The 19,679-nt window shown below is 61.3% G+C and carries 16 protein-coding genes; 5 read left to right on the top strand and 11 right to left on the bottom strand.

What is annotated here, in order from left to right:
• Positions 1 to 2: 2 nt before the first annotated feature.
• Positions 3 to 206 carry an antitoxin Xre/MbcA/ParS toxin-binding domain-containing protein gene (locus VIR62_RS04940; RefSeq protein ID WP_431869184.1) on the top strand — a complete coding sequence of 68 codons (204 nt, stop codon included), beginning with the start codon at positions 3 to 5 and terminating at the stop codon, positions 204 to 206.
• 79 nt (positions 207 to 285) lie between these two features.
• Positions 286 to 1,515 (top strand): RNA-guided endonuclease InsQ/TnpB family protein, encoded by a 1,230-nt coding sequence (locus VIR62_RS04935; protein ID WP_431869183.1) that lies wholly within the window; start codon positions 286 to 288, stop codon positions 1,513 to 1,515.
• Positions 1,516 to 1,713: 198 nt separating this feature from the next.
• On the opposite strand, the gene VIR62_RS04930 is transcribed toward VIR62_RS04935, so the two are convergent.
• Both VIR62_RS04930 and VIR62_RS04925 read right to left on the bottom strand, forming a co-directional pair.
• A complete protein-coding gene (locus VIR62_RS04930) occupies positions 1,714 to 2,112 on the bottom strand; it encodes an MbcA/ParS/Xre antitoxin family protein (RefSeq protein WP_431869200.1) in 399 nt (132 codons plus the stop codon).
• A 65-nt stretch (positions 2,113 to 2,177) separates the two neighbouring features.
• The gene (locus VIR62_RS04925) at positions 2,178 to 2,837 is read right to left on the bottom strand and encodes a hypothetical protein (RefSeq protein ID WP_431869181.1); all 660 of its coding nucleotides are present in this window, start codon (positions 2,835 to 2,837) and stop codon (positions 2,178 to 2,180) included.
• Positions 2,838 to 3,285: 448 nt separating this feature from the next.
• Here VIR62_RS04925 and VIR62_RS04920 point away from each other — a divergent pair, with 448 nt between their 5' ends.
• Entirely contained in the window at positions 3,286 to 5,220 is a 1,935-nt protein-coding gene (locus tag VIR62_RS04920) for a TnsD family Tn7-like transposition protein (RefSeq protein ID WP_431869179.1), read from the top strand.
• Here the strand turns inward: VIR62_RS04920 and VIR62_RS04915 are convergent.
• The 6 genes from VIR62_RS04915 to glmU all read right to left on the bottom strand — a co-directional run bounded on the left by VIR62_RS04915 (position 5,204) and on the right by glmU (position 15,345).
• Entirely contained in the window at positions 5,204 to 6,865 is a 1,662-nt protein-coding gene (locus VIR62_RS04915; RefSeq protein WP_431869178.1) for an AAA family ATPase, read from the bottom strand. The genes VIR62_RS04920 and VIR62_RS04915 overlap by 17 nt on opposite strands.
• Positions 6,866 to 6,908: 43 nt before the next feature.
• Positions 6,909 to 9,110, bottom strand: a complete 2,202-nt coding sequence (locus tag VIR62_RS04910) for a hypothetical protein (protein WP_431869177.1) — start codon at positions 9,108 to 9,110, stop codon at positions 6,909 to 6,911.
• Positions 9,107 to 9,985, bottom strand: a complete 879-nt coding sequence (locus VIR62_RS04905) for a TnsA endonuclease N-terminal domain-containing protein (protein WP_431869175.1) — start codon at positions 9,983 to 9,985, stop codon at positions 9,107 to 9,109. Before VIR62_RS04905 ends, VIR62_RS04910 begins: the two co-directional genes overlap by 4 nt.
• Positions 9,982 to 11,988, bottom strand: coding sequence for a TnsD family Tn7-like transposition protein (locus VIR62_RS04900; RefSeq protein ID WP_431869173.1), 2,007 nt, complete (start codon positions 11,986 to 11,988; stop codon positions 9,982 to 9,984). The genes VIR62_RS04905 and VIR62_RS04900 overlap by 4 nt, the downstream gene beginning before the upstream one ends.
• A gap of 158 nt (positions 11,989 to 12,146) precedes the next feature.
• Positions 12,147 to 13,970, bottom strand: coding sequence for a glutamine--fructose-6-phosphate transaminase (isomerizing) (gene glmS / locus VIR62_RS04895; protein ID WP_431869171.1), 1,824 nt, complete (start codon positions 13,968 to 13,970; stop codon positions 12,147 to 12,149).
• Between the two features lie 16 nt (positions 13,971 to 13,986).
• Positions 13,987 to 15,345 carry a bifunctional UDP-N-acetylglucosamine diphosphorylase/glucosamine-1-phosphate N-acetyltransferase GlmU gene (glmU, locus tag VIR62_RS04890; RefSeq protein ID WP_431869170.1) on the bottom strand — a complete coding sequence of 453 codons (1,359 nt, stop codon included), beginning with the start codon at positions 15,343 to 15,345 and terminating at the stop codon, positions 13,987 to 13,989.
• An 80-nt stretch (positions 15,346 to 15,425) separates the two neighbouring features.
• Between glmU and gph the strand changes: the two genes are divergently transcribed.
• Both gph and VIR62_RS04880 read left to right on the top strand, forming a co-directional pair.
• A complete protein-coding gene (gph, locus tag VIR62_RS04885) occupies positions 15,426 to 16,145 on the top strand; it encodes a phosphoglycolate phosphatase (RefSeq protein ID WP_431869168.1) in 720 nt (239 codons plus the stop codon).
• Positions 16,146 to 16,240: 95 nt separating this feature from the next.
• The gene (locus tag VIR62_RS04880; protein ID WP_431869166.1) at positions 16,241 to 17,482 is read left to right on the top strand and encodes a hypothetical protein; all 1,242 of its coding nucleotides are present in this window, start codon (positions 16,241 to 16,243) and stop codon (positions 17,480 to 17,482) included.
• On the opposite strand, the gene VIR62_RS04875 is transcribed toward VIR62_RS04880, so the two are convergent.
• The 3 genes from VIR62_RS04875 to VIR62_RS04865 are packed head-to-tail and all read right to left on the bottom strand — an operon-like array spanning position 17,479 to position 19,669.
• The gene (locus VIR62_RS04875) at positions 17,479 to 18,537 is read right to left on the bottom strand and encodes a nucleotidyltransferase domain-containing protein (RefSeq protein WP_431869164.1); all 1,059 of its coding nucleotides are present in this window, start codon (positions 18,535 to 18,537) and stop codon (positions 17,479 to 17,481) included. The genes VIR62_RS04880 and VIR62_RS04875 overlap by 4 nt on opposite strands.
• A complete protein-coding gene (locus VIR62_RS04870; protein WP_431869163.1) occupies positions 18,534 to 19,400 on the bottom strand; it encodes an HprK-related kinase A in 867 nt (288 codons plus the stop codon). The genes VIR62_RS04875 and VIR62_RS04870 overlap by 4 nt, the downstream gene beginning before the upstream one ends.
• Positions 19,397 to 19,669 (bottom strand): HPr-rel-A system PqqD family peptide chaperone, encoded by a 273-nt coding sequence (locus VIR62_RS04865; protein WP_431869162.1) that lies wholly within the window; start codon positions 19,667 to 19,669, stop codon positions 19,397 to 19,399. The genes VIR62_RS04870 and VIR62_RS04865 overlap by 4 nt, the downstream gene beginning before the upstream one ends.
• Positions 19,670 to 19,679: the final 10 nt, after the last annotated feature.

Genomic DNA, 19,679 nt, shown 5'->3' with positions numbered 1-19,679 from the left:
CCATGACAGATGAGACGCTACGAGAGATGGAGATCATCAACAAGGTCGAGCCCAGGTTCGGGACGAAGGAGTTGGCCCGCGACTGGTATGAATCCGAGCCCTTGCCTGGATTCGCCGGCGCCACCGCCATGAAACTTGTGCGCTCTGGGCGGGCGGACGAGGTGCTGGATTATATCGAGGCGGTCGACAGCGGTCTGCACGCCTAGGTCTCACGACTCTTGCGGGCCACCACGGTGTGGCCGCTAATCCCGTCTTAACCCTCCGCCGACCACAGCTTGCCCTGCAATGTACCTGCAGTACCGCTACCCGCTTGAGCTCACCCGCGCCCAACATGCTCGGTTAGGCGAGATTCTCGCCCTCCAACGGCATCTGTACAACGCGGCGCTCGAGAATCGCCGCGCCTCGTTGCAGGCCGGGCGCCACCTCACAGTTGAGGACGACTGCGCGTCCTTGGGGCAGTACCGCCGAGCGCATCCTGAGCAGGCGGCCCTGCCTTGGGGCGTGAACCACTGGACCTTACGCCGTCTTGATGGCGCGATGAGAGTCTATGCACGCCGACTGAGGTCCGGGGATGCACCCGGCCTTCCGCGCTTCAGGTCAGAAGGAAGGTGGCGCAGCTTTGGCGTCTACGGCTTGAAAGGGTGGAACCTCCAGTCGGGCCGGCTGTGTCTCGACGGGATAGTCGGGGCGGTCCGGATTCGGATGCACCGCCCTCTTCCAGCGGAAGCGAAGCCTATCGGTGTCACCCTCACGCGTGAGGCGCGCCGCTGGTTCGTCACCATCATGATCTCAGTCGATGCCGCCACGCAGCACCCGAAGCCGGACTCGGCATGCGGTATCGACATCGGCACCGGGAACCGCCTCACCTTTTCGGACGGCACCCACCTCGAACCTTTTCGTCCCAACCGCCGTAAGGCAGCGGCCCTGCATCGCGCAGCACGCGCACTGGTACGATGCCAAAAGGACTCACGTCGGCGTCGTAAAGTGCGCGACCGTCTCGGACAGGCCTACCGCGCAATCAGAAACGCCCGCGCCAATCACCTCCACCAGGTTTCCGCCGCCGTCGCCAAGAGCCACGCCTTTATTGCCGTTAGAGACACGACTCAGAAGGAAGCGGCACGAGTCATCGCCAAGAGAGGGTCAACACGGGAAAAGAGCCTGATTGTAACGAATTCGCTCACCGTCTCGCTGGCCGATACGAACCCCGGTCGCATCATAGAAAAAATCCGCTACAAAGCTGAGAAAGCTGGTGGCGTGATGATCATGGTAGATCCCCAGCAGTCCTTACAGGACTGTCACTTCTGTGGGATCGTGGTCCAGAAGATCGACGCCCCGAACTGGCACAGCTGCACCTGCGGCGCCGATCTCCACAGGGGCCACAATGCCGCTCTCAACATCCTTGCGCGCGGTCTTGCCGCGCATGCGGCCGCTACGGGTCGCAGGGTGGGCAAGGCTTTGCCCAACGCCAGCTTTCAAACTGCGCGTCCACCCAGAAACGCAGCGTCCACAGCTTAGCTGTCCGACCTGCCCGTCCCGTTCGGTGAGGCCATAAGGTCAATCCGAACAGCCTGAGGAATAATTGCAGCAGGAAAGCTCGTGGCGGCTCGGCCCGCCTCACCTACACCTCCACCTCCACTAAGGTACAGCAAGGCTTGCGAGATCGAAACGCTCCTTCGGCGGGCAGAACTGGGCGAAAAGGCGTAGCGCCCCGCTTCAACAGCATGCCTGCTCCGCATCCAGATACTGTCGAACCGCATAGAGATCACCGACATTTCCGGCGGTCATCCGCTCAAGGGCACTACGTCCGCGAAAGAGCGGGGCTGAATTCGGCGCCCGCATCCATGCATCGGCTCGCTCGGGCCTCGGCAGGAGCATATTGATGGATTTGAAAATGCCGAAGACGTAGGAAATCCTCTCCAGGGTATCTCGGCTTAGCCTCGAAACGCCGCCTCTTCGCCATCTTTGCAGGGTTCCAATGTCAGAAAGGCCGAGGAGCATGGCCTGCTCATCGGCAGAAAGGGACCAAATCTCCGCTATCCTAAAGAAGGTGCGAAGCGCGGGACGCGTCAGCTCCCTCCGTGCCGCAGACGTCAACGTGCGCCGACGGACCATAGTCATCCCTGCTCCCAACGGAATTTCAAGACGCTGCCCCCTGTTCCGCGACAATATCGATTCTGTCACCCGTCCAATTCTGAGTTCGGCGCAAGGAAGACCAGACAGGCGCCGGCCAGGTGGTCAGGGCAAAGCTCCCTGAGCACATCAGCGCCTTCTTCAACGAGCAAACCCAAAGCGACATCGTCTAAGTCGATCGGATACGCACCTTCCGCAAAATGGCGATAGGACTCGTTACAATCGAGTCCCTCACTCTGAAGGCGCGATCGATACTCGCTAAGGCCATCCAGCGTGATCCAGCCAATCGCCGCTCCGCTGCCGTGCCACCTGATAGCGAGCTTCGTTCCGATCTCCCGTCCACGCGCCGAAGGCGACACTTGTATGGCTGCGCACCGGAACTCACCCTGCCAAGGCCCTGACGTCTGGTGACGCAGCAGCATCGGTCGAACCGACTTGGGCAATGCGGGCAGTGATCCGGTAAACGCTATCACCAGAGCGACATCATGCCCGCTACTTGCCGCGCCATCCGTCTCGCGCTGGCGACACGGCCAATCGGCAATGTCTGTCGCTATAAAATCTGGCCACTCACCAGCCCCGATTTCGTACGTCGAGGTGAACAGCGATTCCGGTAAGAGCCTGAGCGGAAGAGGATCAAGCTCATGGAGACCATATTCCTTCCGTATCTCCCGGACATCCGCACGATCGAACACACCTTCGCTGCCCATAAACCGACTCCCTATCGCTCACGAGGCCTTTTAGAACGGAACGTGAACATGAGTCAAGTAGAAAGAGCGCCCACCTCACCTAAAAGCCTGCCATTCTCAGAAAGCACTCTTATCCTGCGCAATTACACCTTCAGATTATAGTTCCAGAAACTTCCACATCATAGAACGGGGGCAATACAAAACACCCACAAAGTCCCACATTTGGAAACTCTGAACTGCACTATCCTATCCATATGGATTGTTCATACTAACATACACTCTCTCGTGGCCACCTTATATCGGAATGATTAAGACTCGACTCTCCGCTCTTCTTATGTATTCGTGGTACGTTGAAGTGGAGAGTCGGCGATGGACCGGTCCGGTAAGATCACTCGAGCAGATGGAGCTGCCCTGCCTCCCCGGGATCTTGCGAAGCAAGCATTTATGAAGTGTGTTCAGCGGGACGGCGATGATGATCGGCGCCCCATTTGAGCCCCGACCTGGTGAGTTGATCTATTCCGCTCTCGCACGTGTCAGCGACGCCATGGCCTACCCTCGTACCCGCTCCCTGCTGCTGGCAGCGTTTGGTACCTCCACAGGCATCGCAATTATCGATCTGCCCGGACGCGTCCAAAACTTAGCCGAAAACCTATTCGGCCTTTCGCCACCAGAAGCACTTGAGGCGGCGCACCAACTCATCAAATACCACACAACGTTGCCCTATTTCGTCCCATTCATTCCTCCGGAACGGGCCCACGCAGCGCTCCAGGCCATGCTCACTTCACATGGAGGCACCCTTCATAGCCGGTTGGGGATACGTGCCAGCACGGTGCCGATGCCAAGTAGACTTCGCTACTGCCAAGCCTGCGTCGCAGACGACCGCCTCGCCTTTGGAGATGCTTACTGGCATCGAGAGCACCAGCTACCAGGAGTCCTCGTGTGCCATTCTCATGGTTGCCAACTTACCGATAGCAGCGTTTGCAGATCGTCTTCCCGGGACCGGCTCGTCTTCATAAGTCTGGAGAGTGTAGCGAACGAACATGAGCCACCTTCAGCGGCAGACTTGCTTCCGGTGGCCACCCCAGCGTGGCTCATTGATATTGCCGAAGATACGGCATGGCTGCTGCGGAGAGGCGCGGACACATGTACGGAAGAGAACGCGGATCTCGAAAACTTGCGCTGCCGCCACATAGCCCTTTTCCGAGAAGCTGGTCTCCTATGCGGCGGTGGTTCGGTGAGACAGCAGCGCTTGCGCAAAGCCATCGTCGAAAAATACGGAGAGCCCTTTCTATGCGCCGTCGGCTGTCAGCTATCGACTACCGGTGCGGACGACTGGCTCGCCAAGCTTGTTAGGGTTGGTCGCGGAGCGCGGCATCCACTCCAACACATGCTCGTCAGCCGTTTGCTAGAGAGTTCAATCGAGCAACTTCTGACCTACCGCTCCTGTTCGGAAGCCTCGCACCCACCAAGTTCGACGACCGTCCCTGTTCTACATGTGAAGGCGGCAGATGCGGGGCCGGTAACCAATTCAGACCCCAGCCGTTTCGACGATGAATGGCATGACCGCTTGCGGGCTCTCGTAGACGACCGCTCCGTGAGCCTACGCGAGATCGGGAGACGCCTGGGCGCGGATCCCCGAACCGTTCAACGCCGGGCGCGAAAAATCGGAGCGTGGCGCCCAGAATGGACGTCGTGGGATCGATCGGCTCCTGCTGTTCGTCGCATCAATGCCGTCAGAGCCACACGGGCGCGACAGCGCACAATTTGGCTGCGCCTCCTCCGCCAAAACCCAGCCTTTTCGGTCACTCAGCTTCGAGGAATCAAGCCGGCCACCTATTCCTATCTCTATCGTTACGACAGAACGTGGTTGGCTAATCACTATCCGCTCCCGTCAACGACAAAAATGCCCCAGCAGTCTAGCCGAATTGATTGGATGGAACGGGACCGAGGAATGAGACAGGCTGCTGGCGACGCAGTGAACGCCCTGTTGGCTGAGTCTGGCCGCCCCATTAAAATTCGGCCAGCGACGATCGCGCGTCGCATGGGCGAGTTAAGCTTACTTCAGCAAAAGGCACATCTCCTCCCGGCAACAACCGCATACATGGCGCGCGTGACGGAAACCGATGTGGACTATGCCCGACGAAAGATTGAGTGGCTGAGGTGTTCCTTGGCAGCCGCCTCCGAGGCACCGCCGAAGCATGTCTTTGTCCGGTCCGCAGGGCTACGACCTCACCTCGTCTCGGCTCTCTCCTTTGAGATCGATGAAGCCGTGCGTTTCCTTCAGCGCCGTAAACGGCAATTTCGAATATCTTTGGCATCCACCGACATGGCTGAAGGCCGGCAACCGCCGCCTACCACGGCGAGCGCGGCTGGCGACGTAGCTTATGTTAGGCGCAGCCGGTGAGTATTCGGTTCCAAACAACGCCTCCGATGATACCAGTTTCGCAGAGTTTATCGTGGAGGCTTTCTCCCTCTCCAAGCTTCTCCACCAGCATCGGAAGCCGGATCAGCGCTGCATCCGAAGCTGTGCCATTTGTCTGGTGCGCGGACGTAGCGACTTTCCGCTCTCCTTGACCGCCTGATGCGCTTGGTCCAGCTGACTCTTGTTTGCTTTCGGCCGCGTCGAGTGAAGACCCCTCGCCTTCTATCGCATCGACTGGCTGCAAAGGCTTCTCTGGTTCGGTCGGTGAGGCGACCGGCCTGGGATCAGACTGCTCGGCTGCGGCCGGCGGCGGTGCGCTGATCGGATCTCCGCGCATGAAAGGAACGCTCTGATAGCCCTCTGGGACAACAACGTCGCCTTTCCTCCGCAGCGTTTCCCAGTCTTCCCGCCGTATCGCATTCAGCACAGGGCCCGCTAAGGTCAAACTGTCGGGGGCGCTCCGGATTAGACCTGGGGTTATTCGCGGCAGATCGTTATTGATGGCGCGGATCTGGGCCAGCATGTAAGCCGCGACTACGTAATGCGTTATGCCCTGGGAGACGTCGTAGAGGGCCTCCAATAGCTCGGGGGTGATCTCCGTCCGGCTCCGCGTGTACTGGAATTGCCATATGAGCTCGCAGAATTGTCGCCATTCTTGGCCCCGTTCCGCACGCGATATGATCAGGTCACCTTGGCTGGCGCCTCGCCGGGCTTGCCGGAATTGCTTCCCGAGCACGCGTAAGGCATCAATGCCCCCCACAAACACGACCGGCACGCCGACCGTATTCACCAGTTCGACTAGGAAAGAGAGCACCGCTTTCGAACCCGTCTGCTCGAGATCCTGTATTTCGTCGAGCACCAACACACCAAGACCATGCTGGGCGGCTATGCGCGCCATAGCCCTGATCTGATCTGCGATCGTCACCTTGCTACCCGTGTAGTCGTCAACATAGGTTGTTGGTCTTCCGATCCCCGAATGCAGATCATCAACTCGTTGAAAGAAGTTTTTGGTCAGCGCGTGAAGGCTGCCATCGCGGGGCGCCGTCAACTTGATGTACGGGATCTGCGTTCGCAGAAAACGCTTATCGTTATAGCTCGTGTGAATGAGGAGCGGCGGATAGAGCCCTAGGCACATATCAAGTGCCACGGTTTTGCCGATCCCGGTAATCCCTAGGAATGTGAGACCTGATGCTGTCCTACGAGCTTTCTTCTTCAGACCATAAGGGTTCGTGACGCGCAGGTCGGACCGCTTTCCGGTGATTGTCAGCTGGGAGTCTGCTTCGGCGATCTGCTTCTGGAAAAAGCGGTCCAGTGGATTCCTCGCGACATACCCGCTCCTCATTAAGCGGGACAGGCGCGAGTAAAGCTCAGCGTGGAGGCGAAGCGGATGGCGAATGTGCTCCAACCCTGCCACCATATGCTCCCGCTCGATTTTGGAAGCTAGCCGATCTTCATCATAATGATCCGGGTAATATGCCATCTCGGCCATAGCTTCGTCACGCTCCAAGAGCGGACCCAAAGCCTCGATAAATGGGTTACCCTGATAGTTCCGAACTGTCTGGGGATAGTAGATAGCCTCTCGGGCTTCGCCCTCATTGAACGGATCAAAGCCATACTCATCGTCCATGAGACTCTCCTCGAAACTGCTTTATCCGGATGACAGATGACATTCAGAATGGCACGTACGCGTTGTCGTCGTTGCCGTCGTTGTCGTCGTTGGCTGGCGGCATCGGCGATTCGTTCGCCTCGGAGGTCGGCGTGAACTTTTGCTCACGCCGATTGTGGTCTTTTTCGAGAGCCTTCATCTCTTTTATATCGCTTATGTTCGGCTTGACCTTGGCGCCTCCGGCAGCTCGCTCGTTCAATTCCTGCTCGACTTGGACGATCTGATCGAATGTCGCCCCAAGTTCCAAGCGCTTCTGCACGTCCCGATTCTTCGTTCGCGCAAGGCCCATCTTCTCACGATCGTGGTCATCCAAGACCTCGGCTAGCGATTTGCCTTTGAAGTGCACGCCGCTCGCAGGCGTCAGAGGGCATTCCTCGACATTGCCGTTCGGGAGTCGCCGATAAGCGATGGAGACATCCCGCTCGTCGAGAAACAAGTTGCAAGTCTTCGATCTGCGCCCAGTCCCTCGCTGGAACCATCCCTGCGCCATGGCGTCGGCGCTCTCGTAATGAAGCAAGCCACCGAGAATTCCCAAGCCCTCATATGAAGACCGCGCCTCATACCGAGGTAGAAGTCCAACCCGCACCTTCTCTCGCGAAAGCACACGTCCGGCGCCGATCTTATTCGCGATGCCCCACTCCCAGAGCTCAAGCGGGCTAGGGTGATAGTCGAGCGTTCGAGGAAAGCCGACTGGAACCTGATTTACCTTCCGAAACATATTGTTGTGGAGGATCAACTCGATGATCAGCTTTATGAAGGCCGGTAGCGTCAATACTGCATCGAGCCTGTAGTCCGGATCTCCCCGATCTCTATGTTGATCAACCCACCCAGGCATCCGTTCGACGGCTTTTTCATTGAGAATCTTGAAATAACCCTCGACGAAGGATTTGAAGTCAGCTCGGAAGGGGGGTGTGTTCTTGAGAATGAGGTTTAGCCCGGGCACGGTCCAATCCGAAGCCTTGCTGATGAGTTCCCCTCTGTCACCGGTGAGCTTCCGGGGAATGTGGTGACAAGGCCACTCATGGGGCTCGATCTCTTTGCCGTAGCGGGCACAGAATGAAACCTTCTCGGTGAACGCGTTTTCGAGTGCCATCAGGGCGCCCATCCAGCTTGGCCCCTCCCAGCCAACATAAAAGCCGACGATCATCAGACTGAAGTGGTCGATCACGAAATACAGCACAGGCCGACCGACCACCCGCCGCCGGTCGATTGAGCTAAGCACATAAAGATCGACAATGGTGGCATCGATCAGGAACAGGTCTCCGGGCCCTTTTGACAGATGCTGGGACGTCCCCAAAACAGCGCGATTCTCGAGCGCATGCCGCCGCGCCCCATGTCTCGCGATCGAGGCTTCAAGTTCGTTACGAGACCAGTTCACCCAGTATTGAAACTGGTTCAGTGTCGGAAACCGACCATCATCATCTGGTCCTTCCCAGACTATCGGAACGCGCGTGCCATCTTCCCGCACCTCGATGCGCTTCGCGAAGAAAGCAGCGATCGTACGATCATAGGCCTCCTTCCAACCAAGTGCCCGCTTCCCGAATTTCCGGTTATAAAACCGCTTTCCTCCCGCGACGAGCTTGCGACGAGTCTCAGTGTCGATATTCATGCCGGGATGTTCGCCCGCGAGCTTCGTCCCTATCGAGCGGCGGCCCCGCTTCTTTGTGCCGGGTGTACGCGGCTCACCCGTGAGGTTTTTGCCGCACCGATTGAAATTTGGCAGTAGCGCGTTCTCGGTCTGCCCGCCTCGCCACCACAGTCGAAGCCAATCGTAGATCGTGTCCAAAGCTACTTTCGTGGCCGCATGCGCATCATTGACCATCGCCCCGCGATGGCTTGCATGGAGAATGAGCTGGGCCGGATCCACATCACGATCAACGAGCGGCGCAATTATAGCCCATCGGCTTGCGCGTGTCTTAAGACTGGCTTTGCTTAATTCAGTGTCCGGGCGAGTGTCAGCATACCAAGGGTCATCTTCGGCGATCCTAATCGACCCCGACTCCACGCCTTCCACAATGTCGGCAACGGCCTCCCATTCTGGCATGGGGTGACCACGTTCACCCGGCAGCTTCTCGCGCAGATCAATGACACAAATCCGCTGTGTCCGATCGTCCAAGTGGAGCACCCGCCGGAATCGTTTTGTAACACCATCGCGCGTCGTGGACTCGAGGATACAATTGAGAGTGATCTCCTTCCGCTTGGTCATGCCGCGAGCCTCCCCTGCTGCACCGCATGGCCACGAGAAATCTCGCCAATCGGGAGTGCCGGATCTAGGCGTTGACCCAGCAGATCGGTGTTCCACATGCGAGTGGCCAGTGCATGCCAGACCAAAACCAGGCAGCTTCCGGGCTCTAGGTCCAACTCATAATCCGTTGAACTGCAAACCGTGCCGAGCGGCTCCGTGGGAGCTGCCCTTATCCTGTCGAGGAGGAAGGACAGGACGCCTTCGACATCGGCAAAGCGCTCATAATGCTCAAGCGATCGGCAAGGGAGAATAAGATCGAGATTGTGAACGAGATTCTCCGGTAGCTCCCGATCCGTGATCATCATGAAGGGGATGCCCCGTCGTGCCCAATAGGTGCGTTCGATCTCTACCTTCTCGAGAAGGCGTTGGCGGTGCTTTATCGATGACTTCTCGATCTCATCTATCGTTTTGATGGAGATGGCGATTTTGGCAGGGAGCTGATCCACATCCTTTAGTGTCACCAGAAAATCAGTGGTCATCGGCTCTTCACGCCAAATGGACCTTCCTTTGATTTTTCGACGTTGTTTGGGATGACGATATCCGAGCTCGGCAGCGATCTCGCGCGTCTCATCAAGCTCAAAGAGAGGGAACTGCTCTTGCACGTCTACCACTGCGTCGGAACGCTCTAAAATCAGGTGGCCCCAGAATTCGCGCGTGCTGAGGAGGTGCATGGTGCGTCCGTGGCGGTCGAGCGGCCGATGCACATCGCCGTGACTCGACACATCGCGAACGGTAAGCCACGGCTTGTAATCGGCCCCGGTCCCGGAGCCACGGCCTTGCTTCCGCCGGCCTTTGATCCATCGAAGCGTATCTGGGTCAATAGGTGCGAGCGTCATGCGTTCGCCCCTTCGTCCGCCTTCGATACCACTTCCGGCTTCAACTGGAGATTGCAGCGCGCCGGCAGTGGTTCGCCGGTGCGAACGTGGTGACGGATAACATTGACGGCGGATGCAACCGTATCTTCGTTGCCACGGACCACTCTAAAATCAAATCCCGAGCGCTTCGCTAGTTGTGTCGGCGTGGGAACGGTCCGATCTTCGACAAATAGAGCTGCGGCAAACTGAAGCCGACGTAACATAAACGAATAGTCGGTATCGACCATGCGTTCTATCAGCGCTCGGCTGCGCGGCATGTATTGCAATGACGTTCTCAGCGAGCCGGAGCTCCCGACCTCCGAGCCTATTGATCGCATTGTGAGGCGCCGGGGACGCCCCGGTGAACCTAGAATCGAGCGGATGGCAGCGGCGATTTCTTTCCTCGTCACGCCATCGCGCAATCGCCAGTCGATAAAATTGCGCTTGGGTTCTCGCCAGATCTGCTCTGGCGAGTTTGCGACGAGCCATTCTTTGTCCAGTTCACGAAGGTAGCTATAGCTGCTTCCAGCGAGACGCCTGAGTTCCGAGATAGATAGTGAATGCTTCTCGCGCCGCAGCGCGAGCCACTGGGATCGATGATACTCGATCCGTTCCTCAGCCTTTTTCTTCCAGCCCCTCTGCACGATGCGCTCGACACGAGACCTCCCCTGCTCGGACCAGCGGGGGTGCCAAATACCAAGCTCAAGCGCCCGACGCTGTATCGTTGGTACTGTGACGCCCAGTTCAGTTTTGAAGATAGAACTGGTCGCCGTCCCTTCCGCAATTAGCTCGCGCAAACGAGCTTCCCAGACTGGGCCATACCGGAAAATACGTTTGGTCTGCGTAGTCTGGCTCGACCTCTGGCCATACGTGAAGCCGCAGGCAGGACACGAGATGACAACCCACTCTACCGAGGTCGCGACCTTTACTGGGCGGGGAACAGGCGGATCATAATCGTTACAGGCGGGATTTCCACAAGGCGCGCTCAAATGGACTTTTGTGAGTTCTGGCTGAGGTGGCTCCTTTGTCCATATATCCGCGATCGGAATGCCTGCGCTACTCAACAGCACCAGGTATGGAAGTGGTCGCGTTTTCGGGCTCGTGCTCTGCCTCAGCACGGCGACCGATATCCTTGTCGACGAGCCGGAGAAAGGATGGCCGCCGCTCCTTAAAGATGGCCCGCCAAGCTTTAGCTCCGAAAGAACGTCCGGCCCCCAGACCGTGCGCGCCCGCGCTAACAGATCGCTTATTCGGATGCTGGTGCGGCCGCTATTCCAGCCAGCTCCCCTCAACCAGGATTTGAGCTGATGCTGCACATCGATGGCCGAACTGTATGGCCTTTCCCGCAGGAGCCAAGCACTATCCTTCGCAAATCTGATGAGAACGTCACGCTTCGCCTGATTAAATTCGACCAGATCGAACGGACCATGCTTTTCAAGCACGGTCCCGAGGCTGACGAAATTTGCAAGCTTCACTGAATCCCGTCGTGCAACACCGCTCTCCGAGAGAGGCATCTCGTGGTCGGGACAGAAGAATACCCCGGGAAGTTGATGCACCCGCCGCCAATAGGGAGTTTCGTCGTCTGTCCCATTCGCATCTGAACGAACACATTCCTGGCAAAATAAAAGCGATGTCGTCGGCAGCTCTCGCTGCATGCCAAGGGAACTCATCGCGGTCCGAGCATCTCCGAGGCGTAGCGCTTCCCGTGCCTTCTGCGCGCGTTCGGGTGACAAAAAGCTGCTGTAATATGGATAGGCAGTATGTTTATCGATTAGCGCGTCCAGCGAGACGCCGTATCCCGTTGGGAGCCTCGCATGAAGCGCATCGAGGCGAGCGGGTATGTCGACACCCGGGGTTACTCTTGTGGCACCAAAGACGGCTCTCGAGACCTGATTAACATTGCTGAGCAGCATCGCGTCCGCATGCCGCGCGACGACGCTGTAGACGGGCTCGTCATCGCGGATGTCCGGAAAAAGGGCCAGCACTCTCTTCTCCACTAGCGTGACCAGCGGAGCGAGTTGATCAGCCGCCGACTAGGCGACTCTCAATGTGACTAGGCAACTTTATATTTCGCTAGGAAACATTCTTAATGACTAGGCGACTTTTTTGTTAGAAAACAACGGGAGGGCTGGCCTGCCGAGGCTTACTCGACCGTCACGCTCTTCGCCAGATTCCTCGGCTGGTCCACGTCCGTGCCCTTTGCCACCGCAACATGATAGGCGAGCAACTGGACCGGCACCGCATACACCAGCGGCGCGATCAGCGGGTGGACCTTGGGCATCTCGATGGTGGCGATGGTGCCTTCGCTCGCCTGGGCCAGGCCTTCCGCGTCGGAGATGAGGACGACCTTGCCGCCGCGGGCCTGGACTTCCTGCATGTTGCTGACTGTCTTTTCGAACAGGGGACCGGAAGGGGCGATGACGATGACGGGGACGTGCTCGTCGATGAGGGCGATGGGGCCGTGTTTCATCTCGCCCGCCGCATAACCTTCGGCGTGGATATAGCTGATTTCCTTCAGCTTCAGCGCGCCTTCCATCGCCATTGGATAGTCGGTGCCGCGCCCCAGATAGAGGACGTCGCGGGCCGCTGCGACGACCGGCGCCATGCGCTCGATCTCCTCGTCATGGCCAAGGGCGGCGTTCATGCAGGCGGGCGCTTCGGTGAGGTGCTCGACGATCTCCCGCTCCTCCGCCTCGCTCATCACGCCCTTGTCGCGCGCGACCTTGGCGGCGAGAGCGGCGAGGACGGCGAGCTGGCAGGTGAAGGCCTTGGTCGAGGCGACTCCGATCTCCGGCCCGGCGTGGGTGGGAAGCAAGAGGTCCGCCTCGCGCGCCATCGAGCTGGTGGGGACGTTGACGACCACCGCGATCTTCTGACCTTCGGCGCGGGCGTGGCGCAGCGCAGCCAGGGTGTCGGCCGTCTCGCCCGATTGCGAGATGAAGAGCGCCATGCCGCCCTTCTCCAGCACCGGCGCGCGGTAGCGGAACTCGGACGCGATATCGAGCTCGACGGGGACGCGGGCGAACTGCTCCAGCCAGTATTTGGCGACCATGCCGGCGTAGAAGCTGGTGCCGCAGGCGACGATGGTGATGCGCGGCACGTCGGCGAAGGAAAAGTCCATCTGCGGCAGCGCGACCTTCTGCTCCAGCGGGCGGAGATAGGATTTGAGCGTCTGCGCGACGACGATCGGCTGCTCGAAAATCTCCTTCTGCATGAAGTGGCGGTGGTTGCCCTTCTCGATCGCCGCGGCGCTCGCGCCCGAGGTGGTGATCGGCCGCTCGACCGGCTGGTCGTCCTTGTCGTAGATTTGCGTCCCTTCGCGGGTGATGACGACCCAGTCGCCCTCCTCCAGATAACTGATCTTCTGCGTGAGCGGCGCCAGCGCCAATGCGTCGGAACCCAGATAGGTCTCGCCGTCGCCATAGCCGACGACCAGCGGCGAACCGAGGCGGGCGCCGATCAGCATGTCGGGATGGCTGCGCACAAGGATGGCGAGGGCGAAGGCGCCGTGAATGCGCTTCAGGGCCGCCGCGACGGCGTCCTTGGGATGCGCGCCGCGCTCGATCTCGCGGCTGACGAGATGGGCGACGACCTCGGTGTCGGTCTGGCTGGCGAAGGTGCGGCCCTCGGCGACCAGTTCCTCGCGGAGAGGCCGGAAATTCTCGATGATGCCGTTATGGACGACAGCGACCTCGTCCGTGGCATGGGGATGGGCATTGTCGCGGGTGGGGGCGCCGTGGGTCGCCCAGCGCGTATGGGCGATCCCGACAATGCCTGGGAGCGGCTCCTGAGAGAGCTCGCGCGCGAGATTGTCGAGCTTCCCCTCGGCGCGGCGCCTTTCCAGTCGCCCGTCGATGACGGTGCAAAGGCCGGCCGAATCATAGCCCCGATATTCGAGCCGCCTCAGGCCCTCGAGTAGCCGGTCCGAGACCTCCTCGCGGCCGAGAATTCCGATAATTCCGCACATATCTGGATTTGCCCCTTCAGGAAGCCTTCTTCTTTGCCGTCATCATCGCCCGGAAGCGCGCCGCCCAGCCGGGGCGCTCGATTTGTTCGCCGCGCGCGACGGCGAGGGCATCAGCGGGCACGTCCCGCGTCACGACCGATCCCGCGCCGACAATAGCGTTCGCGCCGATTGTCACCGGCGCCACCAGCGCGGTGTTCGAACCGATGAACGCGCCCTGGCCAATCTTCGTAGGATATTTGAAGAAGCCGTCATAATTGCATGTGATCGTTCCCGCGCCGATGTTGGCGCCGGCGCCGATCTCAGCATCGCCCAGATAGGTCAGATGGTTGGCCTTGGCGCCCATGCCCAGCTTCGCCTTCTTCACCTCGACGAAGTTTCCGACCTTGGCTTTCTCGCCGATCTCTGCGCCGGGGCGGAGGCGGGCATAGGGGCCTATTTCGGCCCCCTTCGCGATGTCGGCGCCCTCGATATGGCTGAACGCGCGGATCGTGACACCGTCGGCGATGCGGACGCCTGGTCCGAAGACGACATTGGGCTCCACCACGCAGTCCCGCCCGATAACCGTATCGTGCGCGAACCACACCGTATCCGGAGCGACCAGCGTCACCCCGTCAGCCATGGCCTCGAGGCGCCGCCGCCGTTGCCACTCGGCCTCGACCAGCGCCAGCTCCGCGCGGCTGTTGACCCCCGCCATCTCCCACGGCTCGGCCTCGATCACGGCCGAGCGCCGCCCGTCCTTCGCCGCCAGCATGACGATGTCGGGGAGGTAATATTCGCCGGCCGCATTGTCGTTGCCCACCCGCGCGAGGAGGTCGAACAAATCCCCTGCCCGCGCCGCCATCATGCCCGAATTGCAAAGATTTACGGCCCGCTCTTCAGGCGAGGCGTCCTTATACTCCACCATCTTCTCGATGGTGCCGTCGCCCGCCACGATGATGCGGCCATACTGGAGCGGGTCTTCGGGCCGAAAACCGACCACGACCACGGCGGGCGCTTCCGGCGCGTTCAGCCGGTCGAGCATCCGCGCCATCGTCTCCGCCTCGATCAGCGGCGTGTCGCCGTAGAGGATGAGGATGTCGCCCGTGAAGCCGGCCAGCGCGTCTTTCGCCTGCAGCACTGCGTGGGCGGTGCCGAGCTGCTTTTCCTGCACCGCGATCTCGCCGCCCCGCGCCTCAACCAGATGTTCGACCTGCTCACGACCCGCGCCGACCACCACCACCTTGCGCGCCGGCCCCAGGCTGTCGACCACGCCGAGCAGGTGATCCAGCATCGCGCGGCCGGCGATCGGGTGCAGCACCTTGTGCACGTCCGATTTCATCCGCGTGCCCTTGCCGGCGGCGAGGATGATGGCGGCGAATTCCCGTTGACTTGTCATGCGTTTCCCATGGCCCTCGCGCGCTCCCTTGGCACGGATGCCTTGCCATTTCCATAGCCCCGCTCCTAAGCGCCTGACACATGATCCCAATCCCTTTCGACGTCGTCGCCTTCGATCTCGACGGAACCCTCGCCGACACCGCTCCGGACCTGGCCGCCTCGCTCAACCACACGCTGCGCGCGCTCGGACGGGACGGCGTGCCGACGGAATCGGTGCGTCATCTGGTCGGCCACGGCGCCAAGGCGCTGCTCCGCAAGGGGCTGGCGGCGACCGGGGAGCCATCGGAAGAATTGGTCGAGCAGGGCTTTCCCGTCTTCCTCGATCATTATCGCGCCAATATCTGCAACGGCACCCAGGCCTATCCGGATCTGGAGGGCGCGCTGGAGGCGCTAAGGGGGCGCGGCGTGGCGCTCGCCATCTGCACGAACAAGCCGGAAAAACTCACGCGTCGGCTGCTGGAGGCGCTAGGCTGGACGAACCGCTTCGACGCGATCGTCGGGGGCGACACGCTCCCGGTGAAGAAGCCCGACCCCGCTCCCCTGCACGAGGCCCTCGCCCGCGCCGGCGGCGGACGGGCGGCTTTCGTCGGCGACTCCATCGTCGATGCCGACACGGCCCGCGCGGCGCAGGTGCCCTTCGTCGCCGTCAGCTTCGGCTTTTCCGACCGGCCAGTGGAAGCGCTCGGCGCCGACGCGGTGATCGACAGCTATGCCGGGCTCGTGCCGGCACTATACCGCCTCTATAAGCCAGGCACCCGAGCTCTCGGAGCAACCGACATTCATCCGATGTTCAAAAACTGACTACAAGTGTAGTCAATCAACGGCTTGATAGGGTATCGCGATCCTGCGGAGGGAGTGCGTTCGGAGCCGAGCCTGGCAGACAAAAAGGGGAAATAATGTTTGTTATTCGCATCCTGGCGGCTTTCCTGTTGCTGGCGGCGGCGCCGGTAGCGGCGGCCGAGAGTGAACCGGCCGCGACCGAGGTGGTGATACTCGGCGTCGATCACTCCGCCCAGCTCGTCAACCGCAGGCAGCAGCCCGCCGCGATGCGAGCCTTCTTCTCTTCCATCTCGCCCGCGGCCATTTGCATCGAGCGCGCGCCGGAAGAATTCGCTCGACGCGACCATTATGAATTCACCTATGAGATTCAGGATGTCATCGTCCCCTGGGCTCGAGAGACGAAGACGCCGTTATGTCCGTTCGACTGGCTGCCGGCGCCGGAGGACACGGAGCTCGCCTTCGGGATCGCCGATCTCGAGGCGCCGCCTTTGCTGCGCAAGCCTTCGGGCTTTCAGGGCTTTCTGACGTTTTCCGATCCGCAGACGCGCACCGACGGCTTGTTCTTTGCTGACGAGGAAGCCGAGCGGGCGAAGCACAGGAAATTCTACCTCAACTATCCGGACAAGCCGCGCGGAGATTTCGCACGGCGCCTGTTCCTTTACCGGACCTTCCTTCAGGCGCGGCGCATCGCGCTGGCGGCGCGGAAATATCCCGGCGAGCGGCTGCTGGTCGTCGTCGGCATGATGCACAAGGACGATCTAGAACGGATTCTCGCCGATCATCGGGGGATAAAGATCATTCAGCCCTCGGATATCGCGTCCGAACCGGGGCTGGCGGAGATAACACGACATCAGCGCGTCGAGGATCTGTTCGCCATCGCCACCTTCAATCTGCTGGGGATGCAATCGCGGGGCGAGGCGGTGGACCTCGCCTGGATGGAAGACGTGATCGACCAGCTCCAGCGGCAACAGCCCGGCGCCGAGACGCGGCTGCTGGCGACCAGGCTTGCCGAGATACAGGGACGAATGAGCCCCGAACAGGCGCTGTCCGCGCATCTGGCCATCGCCGGGGAGGCGGGCGAGCGGAGGTTCACCTGGGATGGCGTGAAGGACCGCAAGCGGATCGATTCCTATTTCGATCCCTTCGGCAACCTCACAATCGCGCAGCGGGCCAGGCTGGAGGCGGCGCGGATCTACTATCTGCTGGGGCGGGACCAGGAGGCGGAAGCCATACGATCCGCCCTTCGAGCGGAACTGAGCACGTCTCTGAAGCAGGCACAGCTCGACGGCTATTGGCCGCTTTATGTCATGCCGCCCACGAAGGAAGCGGCAGAGAGCGAAGGCGACCGCCGGAGCTAGTCAGCACCAAGTTGGAATGCCGGCGCGGAAGCGGGCGACACGCTGTTCCTTCGCGCCTTGATCCACAGATGTCGCGCCAGCATTGACGGCGGCATGCGGAGCCAGTGCGAGCGAACGTAGAAGGCGAAGCGCAGGCCCTTGCGCGTCCCCTGCCCCCAGCCGTTGCGGGCGAGCAAGCGGGCTTCGAACAGCCGGTCCGGCAGCCGGCTCGGTGCCGCCCATCGCTCGTCGATGGGCGTTCCATAGAGGCGCCGGGCCAGGCGCAACGCGCGGGCGACCGGCCGCCGGAGCTGATGCCGTTCGGCGCGTGCCTGCAACCGGCCCCAAAAGCCGTCCTCGCCCGCGAACTCCCGCAGCAGCCGGTCGATGTCCCACAGGTTGCGGAGCCCGCCGGCGAGGTCGCCGTCGGCGAACAGATGAGCGGCGGCGTGGATGATCATGTCCTCGGGACAAAGGGTGCGGAGGCCGTTCTCGAGCGCGATGCTGTCAGCGATCATGGCCGCGGCGTCGGGCCGGGGGCGGGCGGTGAGCGGCAGGATCGTATGGTGGACGTCGATCATCCGGTCGCGCTCTTTGTGGATGAGCGGCGGCAGCTCGTGCATCCAGCGGCGGTAATAGAGGTCGTCATAGGCGTCCTCCTTCACCCATTCCCAGCCGGCGGCGAGAAGGGCGTCCTGAACGGCATCGAGACTTTCGCGCGGGACGATGATGTCGAGATCGCCGATCGAGCGTCCCTCGCCCGCCGCCAGGCCCGCGGCGACATAGGCGGTGCCCTTGAGGAGAATGACCGGCACGCCCAGCGGCGCCAGCGCGCGGCGGGCCATTTCCGCCTCCCACAGCGCCTGGGTCCGGGCATAGGCGTGATCGCCTCGTGCATCTTCGAGAATTCGCCCGATCCTCTCCGGGATGGATTGGCCTTCAAGACGATGCGCCAGACTTCCGATCAGCGATTCCGCGCGCGCGGCGGCGATCAGCGCGGTCCATTGACCGGAATCGAGACCGGCGACGCTGGCGGGGTCGCGGAGTGCGCGGATCAGGCGGCGCGCGGCGTTCATGTCAGCTCCGCCCAAAGTTCCGCCACCAGCGCCAGCGCCGCCTCGGTATCCGGATAATCGATCGCCCGGGCCGGCGTTTTCTGGACCAGTCCCGCCAGGGCGTTGAACCCCGCCTCGCCCAGCGCGACATAGTTGGTCGAGGCCTGGGTCAGCCGCACGAACACCTCGGCGGCGCCGACCGGGCGGACGGCGGGCGTCAGATCGCGACCGAAGCGAGGAAACAGAATAAGGGTGGGCTTGGCCGGCTCCGCCATCCGCTCGAGCGCCTCCGCTCGGGGGCGGAGGTGGCGGATCGAGCCTTTCGGCGTTCCGGTGAGAAGTGGCCCCAGCCGCGTTTCATCTGCGATACCGGCGACAACGGAGATGGCGCCGTTCTTGAGGCTCACCGCGCGGGGAAAGGCGTATAGGCGGCCGTCCTCGGGATCGAGCAGTGCGAATTCGTCGCCCATCAGCCGCCAGCCGCGCTCGCCGAGGATCGCCGCCAGCGTCGACTTGCCCGAACCCGAATGGCCCGTCATCAGCAGCGCCCGCCCGTCCTTCTCGACGGTGGAGGCGTGCAGCAGCAGATAGCGCTTCTGCCCCAGCGCCATTTGCAGGTTCATCCCCATCTCGGCGGCGAGCAACCCATGCTCCAGCGAAAGCGGCGCGGCATCCGGCAGCGTATAGTCGCCCCGGATCGCCACCGAAGGCCGCACCCACCGCCGCCACGGTCTTTCCGCCTCGAGACGGACTGTAAAGTCGGAGGCGCCGCTCGGCGCCGGATACCCCTCATAAAGCGCACGCAAAGCCTCGATCGGGGCGGACCAGTCCGAGCCGACGCGAAAACCCACAGGGCCGACCTGAAGCTGGACTTCATGTCTCATACGCGGCTGACGAGCCCCGACGCTTCCAGCTCGGCGAGGCGGGCCAGAATCGCGTCCTCGCCGCCATCCACGTCGAAGTCCACGGTCATGCGCGACAGGATTTCAGCCGCATCACCCGGGTTGTTCGCGATGACGTCCAGTATCTGGGGCGCGGGCGCGGCGAGCAGATGCGTCATCCCCGACGGGATGTGGAATAGCGCCGTCAGGCCGCCCATCTCGACGCGGCGCGTCCACTCGGGCGGATCGGCGACAAAGCGGGGGCCAGGCATGGCCGCCCCT

This window comes from Allosphingosinicella sp. (assembly GCF_036570505.1).
Classification (GTDB): domain Bacteria; phylum Pseudomonadota; class Alphaproteobacteria; order Sphingomonadales; family Sphingomonadaceae; genus Allosphingosinicella.
Note: the sequence above shows the minus strand (reverse complement) of the source record. Positions and strands in the feature narration are given on the sequence as shown.